This is a genomic window from Acrocarpospora sp. B8E8, from assembly GCF_039871605.1.
GTDB lineage: Bacteria > Actinomycetota > Actinomycetes > Streptosporangiales > Streptosporangiaceae > Acrocarpospora > Acrocarpospora macrocephala.
Map to the genome: position 1 here is coordinate 249172 of NZ_JBDPLV010000002.1, position 16591 is coordinate 265762.

The window sequence follows — 16591 nt, forward strand, 5'->3', positions numbered from 1 at the left end:
CGCCGGCGCGGCCGTCATAGCCTCATCGCGGCGAAGTCGTCGAACTCCGCCTCCACCCGGCCGCTCGATGTGGCGCCGGATGCCACCAGCAGGCCGGTGGTGCCGGTCATGAACGGGCCTTCCCGGTCGGTGACCTCCATTAGCCCGCCGTTGACCCAGAACCTGAGGCGCACCGCCTGCTGCCCGGCCTCGTCGGCGCATACGGCCTGCAGGCGGTTCACGGCGTGTACGTCCACGTCGAGTTGGTCGAGAGGGATGTTCAGCAGGGTGGTGTACCAGGGGGCCTGGTCGAATAGCTTGGCGATTTGAAGGCTTCCGTCCCATATGAGGAACGCATATCCCTGGGTGAAGTCCTGATTCATTCGACAGGTAAGGCCATATCCGGCCTCGGAGCCGCCTGGCAGCAAACGCGCCCGGACATCGACCCTCAATTGCGCGGGAGCCACCGGATAGACGCTGGATTCCGCGAAGGGCACAAAACGCGCGCTGCTGTTGGGACTGTCGATGCGAAGGCGGTACGCGCCGTCCCGCCACTCACTGCCAGCGCCCGGCACCTCCAGACCTCGCCAACCGTCCGCGGCCGCCGAGAAGTCGTCCGCGAAGACGACCTCCCCCGACGCCAGGGGTCCGGAAGGCGACCTGTTCACAGTGACGAGGATGACCGTGCTCACCAGGATGCACGCGAGCCCGACGCCCACTCGCCTAGGCAGTCGGTGACGCCTTGGCTGCGAGGAAGCGGGCACGACGATGACCGACGTGTCCGTTTCCGCAGTATCGACGACCGGTCCCTCCGCAGTGGCAGGTCGGTTCGGGGAGACCTTTGAGACGGCGGCCCGCTCAAGGGCCGCGTGAACCGCCTCAGCGGACGGACGCTCCGCCGGGGATCTGGCGAGCAGGGCGATGAGCAGGTCGCCGAGGAGCGGTCCGGCTCGGTCCGGGGCGGGAACCGCGTCGGTCAGGACGGCGGCGATGGCGGCGGCCGCGGTGTCGCGGTCGAACGGGGAGGCGCCCTGGACGGCGTAGTACAGCGTGGCACCCAACGCCCACAGATCGGTAGCCGGCGTGCCGGGCGCGCCGCGGAGCTGCTCGGGCGCGATATAGGCCGGGGTTCCCAGCACGGAGTCGTGCTCCGTCAGGGTCGGATCGCCCGCCAACCGGGCAATGCCGAAGTCCCCCAGCTTGGTCCTGTCGCGCGGGAGCACCAGCACGTTCCCGGGTTTGACGTCACGATGGATGACACCGATCCGGTGGGCCTCCCCCAGCGCCTCCAGCACCCCGATGCCGATCGCGGCAACCTGTTCCGGCGGCAGCGGACCATCGCGCTCAACCAGCTCCCGCAGGGAGGGCGCCTCGACCAGCTCCATCACGATGAAGAGCTCGTCATCCTCGCGTACCACGTCGTAGACGGTGATCACGCCGGGATGGCGAAGCCTGGCCGCCGCCCGCGCCTCCCGCATCATGCGATCCTGCACAGACGCGTCCGTCGTCAAGCCGCGGACCTCCTTGACCGCGACTTCCCGGCCCAGCAGCTCATCGGTGGCCCGCCACACCACACCCATGCCACCGGCGCCCAGCCTCGAGACCAGCCGGAACCGGTCCGCCAGTAAGCGACCGCTCTCGCTCACGACAATCCGTTCCGGCAAACTGGCGGCAGGGTTCCACTCAAGATCATTGACACCGAGCTCCGTCCTCAGCGGCTGCGATCACACTAATACCGGAAGTCCCCAAGACAGGCGAGACCCGTCCATACGACCTTGCCGGGGTGGAGCGGGCCGCGATGGAGCTCACCGTGGATCTGGAAGACACCCCGTAGAGCGACCAGTAGGAGATCGCCACGCCGCGCCTCGTGCCGCATCATGAACGAGCAAATCTTCGCCATCGATCTTTGGGACTTCCCCGCATGGAACTAGACATGACCAACCATCTCGACCTCGGCTTGGCCGAGCAGCAGACGGCCACCTCCACGGTGTAGGACCGTTGAGTGATTTGTGGCCCAGCTGGCACGAGAGTGTCAGGGGTGGAAAGCGGGAGGATGAAGGGGTCGTCGAACTGCGGGGCGGTCACGGGTTCAGGTCTCTGGCGCGTACGGCGGTCGCGGCCAGGGTGGTGTAGTTCATCGTGAAGCGTCCGCCCAGGGAGTCGATCGCGCCCCCGACCGCGTCCAGTATCTCGGCCAGCTGATCGGGACGGAGTTGGGTGAGGCCGCCGGTGGTGGGGAGCAGGTCCAGCCATTGGTCGCGCGTGTAGGACTGCTCCCAGTCGAATCGCCACTGTTCGGGATCGTTGAACTGTTGGGTCTCGCGGATCTTGTCGGCGAACTTCGCGTATGCCGCCTGGTAGAGGTCGAGCGGACGTTGGGCCGGTTGGCCGTTGAGCGGGGAGTCGGGCGCCGCCCGCCGGTAGGCGGCGGCGAACGGTTCGGCCACCTCGGTAGGCGGCTCGTAGACGTGCCCGAAGATCGCCAGCCGTCCCCCTGGACGCAGCACACGTGCCGCCTTCACGGTGCCGGCGACCGGATCCACCCAGTGCCACGACTGGGCGGCGATGACCGCGTCGAACGTCCGGCCGGCCGGTTGCCAGGCTTCGAAGGCCGCCACCTCGACCTGCAGGCCACGGGCTCGCGCGAAGTCGGCCATCCGCGCATCGGGCTCGACGCCGAGCACGGCGCAGCCGGCGGCCTGGAACCGGCGGGCTGCGATGCCGGTACCGCAGCCGACGTCGAGCACGTCAGGCCCAGGGCTCCCGGCGACGATCCGCGCCACCAACGCATCGGGGTAGCCGGGCCGGGCCTGGTCGTAGCGTTGCGCGTCCACGCCGAACGACTCGGCCATCCGCCGGGCCTTATGCGGCTCCGCTGGAGACGGGTTTGGTTGCTCTCGCGGTATTATGGGCATGCGCCCACTCTAGTGGGCATGTGCCCACTAGGCAACGGATGTCAGCGGGTTGACGCATGAAAGGATCTCTGAGTGCCGACTGGGGTGCACCTTCGCGACGCGCGGCAGCAGCTTTTCGACGCTGCGGAGCGCGTGCTTCTGCGGGACGGGCCGAACGGGCTGACCAGCCGGGCCGTCACCGACGAGGCGGGCTGCGCCAAGGGCGTCCTGCACCGGCACTTCGCCGATTTCGACGCCTTCCTCACCGACCTCGTGCTCGACCGGGCCGCGCAGCTCGAGGCACAAGCGAGTGCGCTGCGCGAGTCCGCCGGCACCGGCACGGTGGCCAACAACCTCACCAGTGCGCTGACCACCCTGTTCGGACCGGTTCCGGTGGCTATTATCCCGCTCATCACCTTCCGGGACGAGCTGCGCGCACGGCTGCGGCAAGCCAGACCCGGAGGCGGCATCGCGATCCTCGCCCAGGCCACGACTGCGATCTCCGCTTATCTGGCCGCCGAGCGTGAACTGGGCCGCATCGCGGCCGACGCCGACATCGACTCACTCACCCTCTCCCTGGTCGGTGGCGGGCATCTCCTGTTCGCAGACCGCGACCCCGGCCCGCCGACCGCGGCAGTCGTCGACAAGTTCGTGACAGCGGCCATCGCCGACGCCGTGTAGCGCCGACCGGCCTAGGAACCCCCGAGTGCCGGCAAACGACCGTCTGCCGACGCTCGCGCCCGTAATAACGAACCCGCAGGTGGGAAGTGTCGGCAACTCGTGTCGTGAATCAACGTCGGTGAACGGTCTGGCCGATAGATTCCGACACATGCTCATCGGCTACGCGCGGGTCTCGACCGCCGAGCAGAACCCCGATCATCAGATCGACGCCTTGCCACGGGCCGGCGTCGACCGCGACCACGTCTAGGTCGACAAGGCGAGCGGCTACACAGAGCTACTTTTCGGGTGGTGACACGGACCCGAAGTGGAGGACCTTTCCTTCGGGCTCCGCCCGCCCCCGCCAGCGCCGTGGCCGCCCACACGAGACGACAGTCACAGCACGCTGGAACCAGCCCCGTGATCAGCGCTTTCGCCGGAGGCGGGCCGGGAGGCCGGTGATGCCCCACAGGGAGATCCGCCACAGCGCCTCGGTGGCTACGCGGCCGCTCATCTTGCTGGCGCCTATGGTGCGGTCTACGAAGGTGATCGGGACCTCGACGACGCGCAGGTCGTTGCGGACTGTGCGCAGGGTCAGGTCGACCTGGAAGCAGTAGCCCTGGGAGTGCACGCCCTCGATGCCGATCTTGCGGAGGGTGGTGGCGCGGTAGGCGCGGAAGCCCGCGGTGGCGTCGCGGACGGGGAGGCCGAGCATGATGCGGGTGTAGATGTTGGCGCCGCGGGACAGGAATTCGCGGGAGGACGGCCAGTTGACGACCTTGCCGCCGGGGACCCAGCGGGAGCCGATCGCCAGGTCCGCGCCGCCGGCCACCGCGTCGAGGAGTTTGGCGAGTTCCTCGGGCTGGTGGGAGCCGTCGGCGTCCATCTCCACGAGCACGTCGTAGCCTTCGGCCAGGCCCCACTGGAATCCGGCGATGTAGGCGGTGCCGAGGCCCTGCTTGCCGGGCCGGTGCAGCACGTGCACCTGCGCGTCGTCGGCGGCCAGTTCGTCGGCGACCTTTCCGGTGCCGTCGGGGCTGTTGTCGTCGGCGACGAGCACGTCCACGTCGGGCAGCGCGGTGCGGAGCCGTTTCACGATCAGCGGGAGGTTCTCGCGCTCGTTGTAGGTGGGGACGATGACGAGGACGCGTCCCGGCATCCGATCCATGCGACTCCCTAGTCCAATCCCTGACTGTGACCCTGGCTCTGACTGCGAAGCCGGCCGTTGCCCTCGCTCTGGCCGTGATCCCGGCCGTGCCCGCCCGGCACGTCGTCCTGTGCCGCCCTGCCGTCCCGCCTGTTTGCCCGCTGCCGCCATGCCGCACCGGTAGCCACCATCGTCGCCGCCGCCCCCATCAATATCAACAGCAGCTCTGGCCACCCGCCCACCCGGGTGGCCAGGGTGTTCGCGGTGCGCACCGGCACGGTCACCACGGTGCGGTCGGGCACCAGCTCGGCGGTCCGCCATTGCACGGTCCCGTCCGGGCTGACGTAGGCGGAGATGCCGGTGGTGGCCACGGCGATCACCGCCCGGTTGTGCTCGACGGCGCGCAGCTGGGACATGGCCAGCTGCTGGGGCGGCAGGTTGGTCAGCTCGTAGGTGGCGTTGTTGGTCTGCACGACCAGCGGCGAGCCCCCGGCCTGGACGGTGCCGCGCACGATCTGGTCGAAGGCCACCTCGTAGCAGCTCACCGCGCCGACGGTGACCGGGCCGACCCGCAGATCCCCGTCCTCGGACCCCGGCACCGACTGCCTGCCGACCAGGTTGGCCCGCTCGAACAGCGCCAGCACGATCTCCTTGTACGGCGTGAACTCCCCGAACGGCACCAGCTTCTGCTTGTCGTAGTAGGCCCCGGGCCCGGTCACCGGATCCCACACGACGGCCCGGGTGGCCCGGTTCTCGGCTCCGATGGACACCACGGCCCCGACCAGCACCGGCACCCCGACGTCCTGCACGGCCGCGTCGATGGTCTGGTAGGCGGCCGCGTTCCGGTACGGATCGATGTCGGTGGAGTTCTCCGGCCACACCACGATGTCCGGTTTCGGCAGCTCCCCCGCCCGCACGGCGGCGGCCAGCCGGTGGGTCTCGTCGGCGTGGTTCTTCAGCACGACGGCGGGTTCGTTCCCGGCCCAGCCGAGACCGCGGCCGGGCACGTTGCCCTGGACGACCCCGACGCGCAGGGTCTTGCCCTCGTCGCCCGGCCGGGGAACGAGGAGTCCGAGCACCGGCAGGGCCACCGCCCCGGCGAGGACCAGCGCGACCTGACGGTTCCAGGCGGGGTGTGGCAGGCCGCGCGCGAGCAGGAAAGAGATCAGCGAGCCGGACAGGACCACGGTGAAAGTTACAAGCGGGGCCCCGCCCAGCGCGGCGTGCCCGGTATACGGGGAATCGCCTTGGCTGAAGGCGAGCCGGGCCCAGGGGAATCCGCCGACGGGGAACTGTCCGCGGGCCCACTCCTGGGCGACCCACAGGCAGGCGACCCAGAGCGGCCACAGCCGCAGCCGCATGACGCGGACAGCCGCGACTGCCATGGCGGCCCAGAAAGCGCTCTCAATGGCGACCAGGGCCAGCCAGGCGTCGTCTCCGATGGGCCGCACCCAGGCCATCGCGGGGAACAGGAAGGCCGCGCCGCCCAGGTATCCGAGCCAGGCCGCCCGGCGCGGGCGCACGCCGTACAGACCGAAGAACAGGAGCGCCACCCCGAACGGCGCGGTGAACCACCAGCCGAGCGGAGGGAAAGCGAGGAATGTCAGGATTCCGCCGCCGATGACGATGAGCGCGCGAGCCCAGGCGGGCGGTCCGGCCGGGTGGCCTGAACCGGGCGTCTCCGCCGTCTCGGCCACGTCGGGGACGGTCGCGTCACTCAGCACGATAGGACCGTACCCGCGATGACCAGCGGACCCCAAACCACGGGGGGCGTTATGAGTCAATGGTCCTTGAGTTCTCCTGTGGCCACAGGAGAACTCAAGGACCATCCCGGCGTTTCGCTCCGGGCACGGGTGCCTTCGTGCCCTTCGTCCTTCGCAGTCCCTCGCACGAGACGGAACAGGACGCGGACGAACCCTTCGGACCGGTTCCGTCCCGTCGGCGGCGGGCGCGGAGTTCCGTTGTCTACTGGGTGTCCGGATCCTTCCCGGGTCCAACCCCCCACCCGGTTGGGGTGCCCCGCCTCGACGGAACGTCGGCGCTGCGCCTGGCTGAGCTAACGGACGGACCTTGTGGTCACGCTCCGTCACGGACGCAGAATCCGACGATGTCTGAAGACGGCCAACCGGTCAGTCCCGTGCTGGACTGCGCAGCAAACTACCGACCTCAGCGCAGATGTCAACCGTGTCCCGAACAGCGGGAATACCAAGTTTTCGCAGGTAGGACAGGCCCGGGCGAGAGCCACCGTAGGGGTGCGCACCCGGGATGTCCCCCACCGACCGCTATTGCCGCACTACTGGGTGCGCCGATCCAGGGCCGTCAAAACAGACGGCAGCCCCGCGGTGTGCACCACGCCAAGACGCCGCGTGGCCCGGGTCAGCGCGACATAAAGATCGCTTGGGCCGCGCGGCGACTCGGTTAGGATCCGGCCCGGCTCGACGACGATCACCGCGTCGAACTCCAGGCCCTTGGCCTCGGCCACGGTGAGCACCGACACGGCCGCCTCCAGCGCGGCCGGTCCCGCGCCGGTCACCGCGCCGGGGAGCTCGACCCGGAGCCCTTCGGGGACGAGCACCACGAGTTTGCCGCCCGGCACCTGGTGCTCGGCCACGATGGCGGGGAGTTCGGCCAGGTCGGCGACGTGCCGGGCCCAGGGCCGCTCGCCGCTCTCCCGTACCGATTCTGGGGCCTTCAGGGCGGGGTCGACGAGGGTGAGGACGTCGGCGGCGACGGCCATCAGCTCGACCGGGGTGCGGTAGTTGACCGACAGCCCGGCCTCACGCCACCGCCCGGCGGCGTAGGGGTCCAGCACGTTGGCCCAGCTGAGCGCGCCCGCCGTGGAGCCGGTCTGGGCGATGTCGCCGACCACGGTCATCGAACGGGTGGGGCTCCTGCGCATCACCAGGCGCCAGGCCATCGCCGAGAGCTCCTGCGCCTCGTCCACGATCACGTGCCCGAACGCCCAGGTCCTGTCCTTGGCGGCCCGTTCCGCGGTGGTGAGGTAGGTCTCCTCGGCCTGCTGCCGATCGGCGAACCGCTCGGCGTCCATGATGTCGGCCATGCCGGTGAGTTCCAGCACCTCGCGGGCGTAGGCGAGCTGCTGCTCGCGCTCCTCCTCGGCCCGGCGGGCGGCCCGCAGCACGCTCTCGTCGATGTCGCCGAGCAGCTCGGCCGCCTCGTCGAGCAGCGGCACGTCGGCCTCGCTCCACCAGCCCTCCCCGGCCCGGGGCGGCTCGCGCAGCAGCAGGTCGGCCTCGGCCGGGGTCAGCCCGGCGTAGGCCATCCGCTCCCGGGAGGTGAACAGCCCGATCAGCAGCTGCTGCGGGGTCAGGTAGGGCCACAGCCGGTTCAGCGCGGCCCGCACCGGCTCCTCGGTGCGCAGGTCCTCGCGCAGGTCGGCGAAGTCCTCGTCGTTCAGCATGCCCCGGCCGAGATGCCGGGCGGCCTGCTTGGTCAGCGCGTTGAGCAGCTGCCGTACGAACACGCTCCTGGCCGCGTTGTGCGGCCGCCGCGACTTGGCCGCCCGGGAGCGGGCCACGTCGCAGGTCTGCCGGTCCAGCTTGAGGGTGAACTTGTCCAGCCTGATCTCGACCGTCTGCCGCGGCATGCGCTGCCGATCCTGTACGGCTCGCGCCACCACCTCCGCCATCCGCGCCGCCCCCTTGAACGCGGCGGCCTCCGGCCGTTCGGCCCGCCGCGCGGTCACCCCGGGATACAGCTCGGCCACGGTGGACAGCAGCACATCGGTCTCGCCCAGCGACGGCAGCACCTGCTCGATGTAGCGCAGGAACGTCAGGTTGGGCCCGAGGATGAGCACACCCCGGCGTTCCAGCCGTTCCCGGTAGGTGTAGAGCAGGTACGCCGCCCGGTGCAGAGCCACCACGGTCTTGCCGGTGCCCGGCCCGCCCTGCACGACCAGCACCCCGTTCAGGTCGCTTCGGATGATCTTGTCCTGCTCGCCCTGGATGGTGGCGACGATGTCGCGCATCCTGCCGGTGCGGGTCTCGCCGAGCGCGGCCAGCAGGGCGGCCTCGCCGTTCAGGGTGGCCTTGTCGGCGTCGGAGAGGCCGTCCAGGTCGAGCAGGTCGTCGTCGATGGTGCGGACGGTCCTGCCCTTGGTGTGCAGGTGGCGGCGGCGGGTGACGCCCATCGGCGCGGCCGGGGTGGCCCGGTAGAACGGCTGAGCCACCGGGGCCCGCCAGTCGATCAGCAGCCGCTGCTGGTCGTCGTCGGACAGGCCCAGCCTGCCGATGTAGAGCCTGGTCTCATCCGGTTCCGCGCCGACGCCGTCGACCAGGTCGAGGCGGCCGAAGCAGAGGCCGTGCTCCACCGCCCACAGCCGGGCCAGGCGGGTCGCGTACATGTCCGCGAACGAGTCGCGCTCCGAGCGGTTCTGGTGGGTTCCGCCCGCGGCGCCCTGGGCCAGGACGCCGTCCAGCTGCCCGCGGGTCCGCACCCGCAGGACGTCCAGCCGCTCGTAGAGCGTGGCGACGTATTGCTGCTCGCGGGCCAGCTCGCCCGCCGTTGAATGAGACATAGGCCGCCAGATTCTACCTGGGTGCCCACGACTCTCACGACGGGCGAGTCGGCGATCATTCCATCGGTTTCAGCGTTTCACCATATTTACGGAGTGGTGCAGGTGTAGCCGGCCGGCACGGCGGTGTTGCCGTTGGGACGGCTGCCCTGGAAGCCGAAGTTTCCGCTGCCTCCCGCCGGGAGGTTGCCGTTGTGGCCGACGTTCTTGGCGGTCACGGTCTGGCCGCTGACGGTCAGCGCGGTGTTCCAGGAACCGCTGACGGTGTGACCGGCGGGCAGGGTGAAGGTGACCGTCCACGAGGTGATCGGCGCGCCGCCGGCCGTCACCGTGACCGGCTGGATCACGTATCCGTTGCTCCAGGTGTTCTGGGTGGTGGCCACGACGGTGCAGGCACCGCCGGTACCGCCACCGGTGGTCGTGAAGGTGACCAGCGCGGAGTTACCCGACAGGTTCCCGGCGCCGTCACGTGCCCGGACGTACACCTGGTATTGGGTGCTGGCGGTCAGGCCGGTCAGGGTGATCGAGTTGGTCGTCGGCGAGCCGAGCAGCGGGTCGGTCGCACCCTGCTCGCGATACACGTTGTAACCCGCCAGGCCAGAACCACCCGTGTCGGTGGATGCCGTCCAAGTCAAGGTCGCACCCGACGAGGTGACGTTGGAGGCGGTAGGCGTACCGGGCGTGGACGGCGGAGTCGTGTCGGTGCCGCCGCCGGTGGTCGTGGTGAACGTCATCAGCTGGGAGTTGCCCGACAGGTTGCCCGCGCCGTCACGGGCCCGGACATAGACCTGGTACTGGGTGTTGGCCGTCAGCCCGGTCAGCGTGATCGAGTTGGTCGTCGGCGAACCCAGCAACGGATCCGTCGCACCCTGCTCGCGATACACGTTGTAACCCGCCAGGCCAGAACCACCCGTGTCGGTGGATGCCGTCCAAGTCAAGGTCGCACCCGACGAGGTCACGTTGGACGCGGTCGGGGCGCCCGGCGTGCTCGGCGGGGTCGTGTCGTTGCCCGGCGTGGAGTTGTTGAGGCCGAAGAACTGGATGGCGAGCGCCGCCTGGCCGCTCAGCGGCAGGCTGTGCCCGGTGTTCGCGATGCTGTACGCCTCGACCTTCAGGTTGCCCCCGCCGTCCCGGTACTGGGTCCTGGTCCAGTTCGGCTGCGGGGTCGTGGTGGAGGACGGCGTCTGGCTGATGCCGTGGACGTTGGTCCACTGCTTGATCTGCTCGTTGAAGTTCGGGTACGCGAGGGTGGTGTCGGTGGTGCCGTGCCAGATCTGCATCGGCGGCCGGGCCCCGGTGTAGCCGGGGAAGGCGTTGCGCACCAGGTCGCCCCACTGCTGCGGCGTCATGATCCGCTGGCCGGAGGAGCACTGGCTGTTCCACATCGAGCCGTCGGTGGTGGCGAAGCAGCCGAACGGCACGCCCATGAACGCCGCCCCGCCCTTGAACACGTCCGGGTACGCGCCGATCAGCACGTTGGTCATCATGCCGCCGGAGGAGGCCCCGGTGACGTAGACCCGGTTGGCGTCGCCGTTGCGGTTCTGCACCGCCCAGCGGACCATCGACACGATGCCCAGCGAGTCGCTGCCGCCGTTGTGGGTCAGGGTCTGCGGCGAGGACACGTCGAAGCAGCTGCCGCTGCGGGTGGCCGTGGGGTAGATCACGATGAAGCCGTACTGGTCGGCCAGGGACGCGAACTGGGTGCCCGAGTAGAAGGCCTGGCCGGAGCCGGTGCAGTAGTGCACGGCCACCAGGATGGCGGGGTTCGGCGCGACGTTGTCGGGCACGTAGATGTGCATACGCAGGTTGGTCGGGTTGGTCCCGAAGCCGGTGACCTCGACCAGCGACGCCGCCGAGGCCGGCCGGGCGAGCACCAGGCCGGCGACGACCATCAGCATCGCCACGGCCGTGCTCACGACGCCTTTCACCTTCGTCATTCGCTCTCCTTAGAAACGTTTCGCAGCTAGCAGCGATCGCATTCGGCGGAAACGTAGGCCGCGCCGGGAGGCCGGTCAAGCGCTTGGCCAGGGCGGGGGCACGCGGCCCTGGCCAGAGAGCGGAGCGAGAGAAACTTTCAGTGCGAAACGAGAGAACCCTTTGGGCGCGGAGCGGGAAGAGTTTTCAGGCGTGCGCGGGAAGGCGCGAAGCGGGAGAACCTTCAGGCGCGAAGCGGGGAAACTTTCAGGCGGGGGCGGCCGTGCTCTGGCGCACCACCAGGGTGGTGGCGAGCTCCACCCTGGTCTGCGCGGGAGGCCGCCCCGAGGCCAGCCCGACGGCCAGTTCGGCGGCGGCGGCGCCCATGTCGGTCAGCGGCTGGCGCACGGTGGTCAGCGGCGGCCCGCACCAGCGGGTGAACTCCAGGTCGTCGAAGCCGACCACGCTCAGATCCTGCGGCACCCGCAACCCGGCCCGCCTGGCCGCCTCGAACACGCCGAGCGCCTGCAGGTCGTTGCCGGCGAAGACGGCGGTGGGCCGGTCGGGCAGGGCGAGCAGCTCGGCGCCCCGGGCCAGGCCGTCCTCGAAGGCGAACGCGCCGTCCCGGACCAGCGCGGGGTCGACCGGGATCCCGGCGGCGTCCATGGCGGCGCGGTAGCCGTCCAGCCTGGCCCGCGCGCACAGGAAGCCGAGCGGGCCGCTGATCTTGGCGATCCGGCGGTGGCCCAGGTCGAGCAGGTGCCGGGTGGCGGCCACCCCGCCGCTCCAGTTGGTCGCGCCCACCGACGGGATGGCGTGCCCCGGCTCGCCGGTCGGGTCCAGCGCGACCAGCGGGATCGCGCTGGTGGACAGCAGGCCCTGCTGCTGCGGGGTGAACCCGGCGTAGACGGCGATCACGGCGGTGGGACGGCGGGCCAGCACCTGCTCGATCCAGCCGCGCCCGGGGGCCAGCCGCCCGCGCATCTCACTGAAGCCGACGGCCAGCTCGTGCGCGCGGGCCACCGACTCCACGCCGCGCATGATCTCGATGGCCAGGTGGCTCTCCAGGACCGAGAACACCACTTCGAGGATGGCGGCGGGCTCGACCGCCTCGGGGCGGCGGTAGCCGTGCTCGCGCAGCAGCTCCTCGACCCGCCGCCGGGTGTCGAGGGCCACCCCGGCCCTACCGTTGATCACTTTGGAGACCGTCGGCGCGGAGACGCCCGCCAGCCTGGCGATGGTGGCGACCGTCATCTCGCCCCGACGACGCCCGCGCCGCCGCGCCTCGGGATCCGTCGCCGTCACGCGGCGAAGTGTACATGGGTCACAACTAGGTCGCGGCGCTTGACTAGTTCGGAAAGACTCTTTACTTTCATTGGGTGGTTAGGAAACTTTCCTAACCGTTCTGGGAGGGACTCACCGTGAGCCAGCTCGTGCCCGGCACGCCGAGCCTGCTGCGGGCGATCAACGACAGGGCCGCGCTGCAGGTGCTGCTCGACCGGGGGCCGCTGACCCGGCCCGAACTGGGCGCGCTCACCGGGCTGTCCAAACCGACCGCCTCCCAGCTGCTGTCCCGGCTGCAGGAGGCCGGCCTGGTGGTGCTGGACGGCATCCGCGAAGGCCTGCCGGGCCGCACAGCCGAGTTGTACCGCATCAACGCGGCGGCCGCGCACGTGGCCGCGCTGGACGTGACGCCGGCCAGGATCGCCGTCGCCGTCGCCGATCTTACCGGCACGGTCGTCGCCGAGCACCGGCTGGCCACCCCCGGGCGGGCGGCCGGGGACCCGAAGGGTGTGGTGGCGAAGGTCCGGGCCGCGCTCGCGGGGGCCGGTCCCGGCCTGCCCCGGCCGAATCGCGTCGTGATCGGCATCCAGGGCGCGCTGGACCCGGGCACCGGGCGGCTCGGGTACGCGGCGCACATCCCCGGCTGGCACATGCCCGACCTGCTCGGCAGGCTCCGCGACGGGGTCGGGGTGCCGGTGGACGTGGAGAACGACGTCAACCTGGTCGCGCTGGCCGAGCAGGCGCACGGCACCGCGCGCGGGCACCGCGACTTCGTGCTGCTGTGGGCCGACGCGGGCATCGGGTCCGCACTGGTGCTGGGCGGCCGCCTGCACCGGGGCGCCACCGGCGGCGCGGGCGAGGTCGGCTACATGCCGGCCGTGGGCGCGCCGACCGCCCGCGAGGTGGGCGAGGGCGCCGACCACGGCTACCAGGCGCTGGCCGGCGGCCCGGCCGTGCTGCGGGTGCTGCGCGAGCACGGCCTGCGCGGCGCCACCCCGGCCGTGGCGGTACGGCACGCGGTCCGGGCGGCGGACGGCGGCGGCAGGCTCGCGCCCGCCGCGCGCGAGGCGCTGGGCGAGGTGGCGGGACGGCTGGCCATGGGCCTGGCGGCGGTCACCGCGGTGGTGGACCCGGAGCTGGTCGTGCTCTCCGGCGGCATGCTGCTGGCCGGGGGCGGGACGCTGCGGGCGCTGATCGAGCGCGAGCTGCACGCGCTCTGCCTGCCCAACCCGCCGGTGCGGCTGTCCACCGTGGCGGGCAATCCCGTTCTCGCCGGGGGGCTGGATCTCGCCTTGGACGCCGTACGCGACGAGGTGTTCAGTTCGACGAAGATTCTCACAACGACAACGGGTCTCGTGACAGGAGCACAGGGGTGAAACTCGCCGTAGTCGGGGGCGGTTCGACGTACACGCCGGAGTTGATCGACGGGTTCGCGCGGCTGCGCGGCGAGCTGCCGGTCAGCGAGGTGGCGCTGGTCGATCCGGACGAGGGCAGGCTGGCGCTGATCGCCGGGATGTCCCGGCGCATGCTGGCCAGGGCCGGGCATCCGGCCCGGGTCACCACCTGGACGGATGTCGCGGCGGGTGTGGCCGGGGCCGGGGCGGTGCTGCTGCAGCTGCGGATCGGCGGGCAGGCCGCCAGGAACGTGGACGAGACGCTGCCGCTGGAGTGCGGCTGCGTCGGGCAGGAGACGACCGGCGCGGGCGGCCTCGCCAAGGCCCTGCGCACGGTTCCCGTCGTGCTGGACATCGCCGCCACGGTGCGGGAGCACGCGCCGGACGCGTGGATCGTCGACTTCACCAACCCGGTCGGGATCGTCACCAAGGCGCTGCTGGACGAGGGGCACCGGGCGATCGGGCTGTGCAACGTGGCCATCGGGTTCCAGCGCCGGTTCGCGCAGCGGCTCGGGGTGGACCCGTCCCGGATCTCGCTCGGGCATGTCGGGCTGAACCATCTGACCTGGGAGCGGAGCGTCCTGCTGGACGGCGTGGAGGTGCTGCCCCGGCTGATCGAGGAGCACGGCGAACCGATCGCGGCCGAGATCGGGCTGCCCGCCTGGGTGGTGCGCCATCTCGGCGTGGTGCCCTCCTACTACCTGCGTTTCTTCTACGAGCACGACGCCGTGGTGGCCGAGCAGAAGGCCAAGCCGTCCAGGGCCGCCGAGGTCAAGGCCATGGAGGACGCGCTGCTGGAGATCTACGCCGATCCGGCCGCCGACACCAAGCCGGAGCTGCTGAACCGGCGCGGCGGCGCGTACTACTCCGAGGCGGCGGTCGCGCTGATCGCCTCCCTGGTGGGCGACCGGGGCGATGTCCAGGTGGTGAACACCCGCAACGACGGCACGCTGCCGTTCCTGGACGACGACGCCGTCATCGAGGTCCCGGCCGTCGTGGACGCCTCCGGCGCCAGGCCGCTGCCCGTGCCTACCGTCGAACCGCTGTTCCGCGGGCTGATCGGCAACGTGTCGGCGTACGAGACGCTGGCCCTGGAGGCGGCGCGGCACGGCGGCGCGGACCGGGTCAAGGACGCGCTGCTGGCGCACCCGCTGATCGGGCAGGCCACGCTCGCCGCCGAGCTGGCCGACCGGCTGATCGCGGCCAACCGGGCCCACCTGCCGTGGGCGGCCCGGTGAGGACCGTGCTCGCGGTCGACGGCGGCAACAGCAAGACCGATGTCTGCCTGGTCGCCGAGGACGGCGCCGTCCTGGCCGCCGGGAGAGGCGCGGGCTTCGCCCCGCAGAGCGCCGGGGTGGCCGCCGCCGTCGACGTGATCGGCGAGACCGCCGCCCGTATGCTGCCCGGTGCCCGGCCCCCGTACGCCGACCACATCGCCGCCTACGTCGCGGGCGCCGACTTACCCGTCGAGGAGGACCGGCTCCAGGCCGAACTCCGCTCCCGCGGCTACAGCTCCAGCGTCGTGGTCGCCAACGACACCTTCGCCCTGCTCCGCTCGGGTTCGTCCGCCCCGTGGGGGGCGGCCGTGGTCTGCGGCGCGGGCATCAACGCCGTCGCCGTCGCCCCCGACGGCCGGGTCGCCCGCTTCCCGGCCCTGGGCCGCCTCAGCGGCGACTGGGGCGGTGGGTCCGGCCTGGCCGAGGAGGCCCTCTGGCACGCGGCTCGCGCGGAGGACGGCCGCGGCCCCGCCACCACGCTCACCGACGCGGTCCGCGAAACGTTCGGCACGCCGTCGGTGGAAGCGGCCGTGATCGCCTTCCACCTCGGCGACATGTCCATGGGACGCCTGCACGAACTGGTCGCGCCCCTGCTCGGCATGGCCTCCGCCGACCCCGTCGCCCGCGCGATCGTCGCCCGCCTGGCCGAGGAGATCACCCTGCTCGGCACGGTCGCCATGCGCCGCGTGGGCCTGCTCGCGTCCGCCTGCGAAGTCGTCCTGGGCGGCGGGGTCCTCACCGCCCGCGACCCGCTGCTCACCGCCCTGATCGAGGAGCAGTACGCGGCGAAGGCCCCACACGCCACGCTCCTGGTGACCGAGGTCCCCCCGATCGTCGGCGCGATCCTCCACGGCCTCGACCACCTCAAGGCCAAGCCCTCCGCGTACGACAAGGTCCGCGCCCATTTCCGCCGGCCGGTCGGGGCGGATCCTGAGGGCGGCGTCACGGCTCAGGGGGCGATCGCCGGGGGGCGGTAGTCGTAGGGGGTGCTCAAGACCACGGTCGTGCGGGTGGACACGTTGGCCGATGCCCGGATCTGGTTGAGCAGGTCCTCCAGCGCCGACGGCGACGCCACCCGTACCTTGAGGATGTAGCTCTCGTCGCCCGCGACGCTGTGGCACGACTCGATCGCGGTCAGGTGCCGTAACCGATCCGGCGCGTCGTCGGCCGCCGCCGGATCGATCGGCTTGATCGAGACGAACGCCGTCAGCGGCAGCCCGATCTCGTCGTAGTCGATCAGCGCGGCGTATCCCCGCAGCACGCCCCGTTTCTCCAGGCGGCGCACCCGCTGGTGCACCGCGGACACCGAAAGGCCGGTCTCCTTGGCGAGGTCGGTGAAGCTCATCCGCCCATCGGCGGCCAGCAGCGTCACGATGCGGCGATCGATCTCCTCCACCCCGCAAACGGTACCGCCGCCGTGACCACTCCCGGACCCGGAAGTGGTCACGGCCTGATTCCATCAGTAGCCGTCCGTCGCCCCACTTGCCCCACCGGCCCCAATTGGCTCATTT

General features: G+C 71.1%; 13 protein-coding genes. 5 read left to right on the forward strand and 8 right to left on the reverse strand.

Translation table 11 applies throughout. The features are described from left to right. Nucleotides 1-14 precede the first annotated feature (14 nt). Together ABGB08_RS03960 and ABGB08_RS03965 are read right to left on the reverse strand one after the other, a co-directional pair. The gene (locus tag ABGB08_RS03960; protein WP_347586318.1) at nucleotides 15-1625 is read right to left on the reverse strand and encodes a serine/threonine-protein kinase; all 1611 of its coding nucleotides are present in this window, start codon (nucleotides 1623-1625) and stop codon (nucleotides 15-17) included. Between the two features lie 435 nt (nucleotides 1626-2060). Next, entirely contained in the window at nucleotides 2061-2831 is a 771-nt protein-coding gene (locus ABGB08_RS03965) for a class I SAM-dependent methyltransferase (protein WP_347586320.1), read from the reverse strand. A gap of 135 nt (nucleotides 2832-2966) precedes the next feature. Here ABGB08_RS03965 and ABGB08_RS03970 point away from each other — a divergent pair, with 135 nt between their 5' ends. Then, nucleotides 2967-3554, forward strand: coding sequence for a TetR/AcrR family transcriptional regulator (locus tag ABGB08_RS03970; RefSeq protein ID WP_347586322.1), 588 nt, complete (start codon nucleotides 2967-2969; stop codon nucleotides 3552-3554). A gap of 148 nt (nucleotides 3555-3702) precedes the next feature. Continuing rightward, nucleotides 3703-3801, forward strand: a complete 99-nt coding sequence (locus tag ABGB08_RS03975; RefSeq protein WP_347586324.1) for a recombinase family protein — start codon at nucleotides 3703-3705, stop codon at nucleotides 3799-3801. Nucleotides 3802-3954: 153 nt separating this feature from the next. Here ABGB08_RS03975 and ABGB08_RS03980 read toward each other — a convergent pair whose 3' ends face one another. From ABGB08_RS03980 to ABGB08_RS04000, 5 genes are all read right to left on the reverse strand, one after another. Then, entirely contained in the window at nucleotides 3955-4698 is a 744-nt protein-coding gene (locus tag ABGB08_RS03980; RefSeq protein ID WP_347586326.1) for a polyprenol monophosphomannose synthase, read from the reverse strand. 8 nt (nucleotides 4699-4706) lie between these two features. After that, nucleotides 4707-6401: an apolipoprotein N-acyltransferase gene (gene lnt, locus ABGB08_RS03985; RefSeq protein ID WP_347586328.1), complete on the reverse strand. Its 1695-nt coding sequence runs from the start codon at nucleotides 6399-6401 to the stop codon at nucleotides 4707-4709. Between the two features lie 569 nt (nucleotides 6402-6970). Beyond that, nucleotides 6971-9214, reverse strand: coding sequence for a UvrD-helicase domain-containing protein (locus ABGB08_RS03990; protein WP_347586330.1), 2244 nt, complete (start codon nucleotides 9212-9214; stop codon nucleotides 6971-6973). Nucleotides 9215-9300: 86 nt separating this feature from the next. Beyond that, nucleotides 9301-11148, reverse strand: coding sequence for a PHB depolymerase family esterase (locus ABGB08_RS03995; protein ID WP_347586332.1), 1848 nt, complete (start codon nucleotides 11146-11148; stop codon nucleotides 9301-9303). 244 nt (nucleotides 11149-11392) lie between these two features. Then, nucleotides 11393-12430, reverse strand: a complete 1038-nt coding sequence (locus ABGB08_RS04000) for a LacI family DNA-binding transcriptional regulator (protein WP_246268718.1) — start codon at nucleotides 12428-12430, stop codon at nucleotides 11393-11395. A gap of 116 nt (nucleotides 12431-12546) precedes the next feature. Between ABGB08_RS04000 and ABGB08_RS04005 the strand changes: the two genes are divergently transcribed. Genes ABGB08_RS04005 through ABGB08_RS04015 form a run of 3 tightly spaced genes read left to right on the forward strand, consistent with a single transcriptional unit; the run spans nucleotide 12547 to nucleotide 16057 of the window. Beyond that, the gene (locus tag ABGB08_RS04005) at nucleotides 12547-13785 is read left to right on the forward strand and encodes an ROK family transcriptional regulator (protein ID WP_347586334.1); all 1239 of its coding nucleotides are present in this window, start codon (nucleotides 12547-12549) and stop codon (nucleotides 13783-13785) included. Further along, nucleotides 13782-15041, forward strand: a complete 1260-nt coding sequence (locus ABGB08_RS04010; RefSeq protein ID WP_347586336.1) for a 6-phospho-beta-glucosidase — start codon at nucleotides 13782-13784, stop codon at nucleotides 15039-15041. The genes ABGB08_RS04005 and ABGB08_RS04010 overlap by 4 nt, the downstream gene beginning before the upstream one ends. Next, complete coding sequence (locus ABGB08_RS04015) at nucleotides 15038-16057, forward strand: BadF/BadG/BcrA/BcrD ATPase family protein (protein WP_347586338.1); 1020 nt, start codon at nucleotides 15038-15040, stop codon at nucleotides 16055-16057. The genes ABGB08_RS04010 and ABGB08_RS04015 overlap by 4 nt, the downstream gene beginning before the upstream one ends. On the opposite strand, the gene ABGB08_RS04020 is transcribed toward ABGB08_RS04015, so the two are convergent. Further along, nucleotides 16030-16476, reverse strand: a complete 447-nt coding sequence (locus ABGB08_RS04020; protein ID WP_155357153.1) for an AsnC family transcriptional regulator — start codon at nucleotides 16474-16476, stop codon at nucleotides 16030-16032. The genes ABGB08_RS04015 and ABGB08_RS04020 overlap by 28 nt on opposite strands. Between the last annotated feature and the right edge of the window lie 115 nt (nucleotides 16477-16591).

Excerpts from the sequence above, each read along its gene's own strand:
- ABGB08_RS03965 (WP_347586320.1), bottom strand. The coding sequence starts at position 2,831 with ATGGCCGAGTCGTTCGGCGTGGACGCGCAACGCTACGACCAGGCCCGG.
- ABGB08_RS03995 (WP_347586332.1), bottom strand. The coding sequence starts at position 11,148 with ATGACGAAGGTGAAAGGCGTCGTGAGCACGGCCGTGGCGATGCTGATG.
- ABGB08_RS03980 (WP_347586326.1), bottom strand. The coding sequence starts at position 4,698 with ATGGATCGGATGCCGGGACGCGTCCTCGTCATCGTCCCCACCTACAAC.
- ABGB08_RS03990 (WP_347586330.1), bottom strand. The coding sequence starts at position 9,214 with ATGTCTCATTCAACGGCGGGCGAGCTGGCCCGCGAGCAGCAATACGTC.
- ABGB08_RS03975 (WP_347586324.1), top strand. The coding sequence starts at position 3,703 with ATGCTCATCGGCTACGCGCGGGTCTCGACCGCCGAGCAGAACCCCGAT.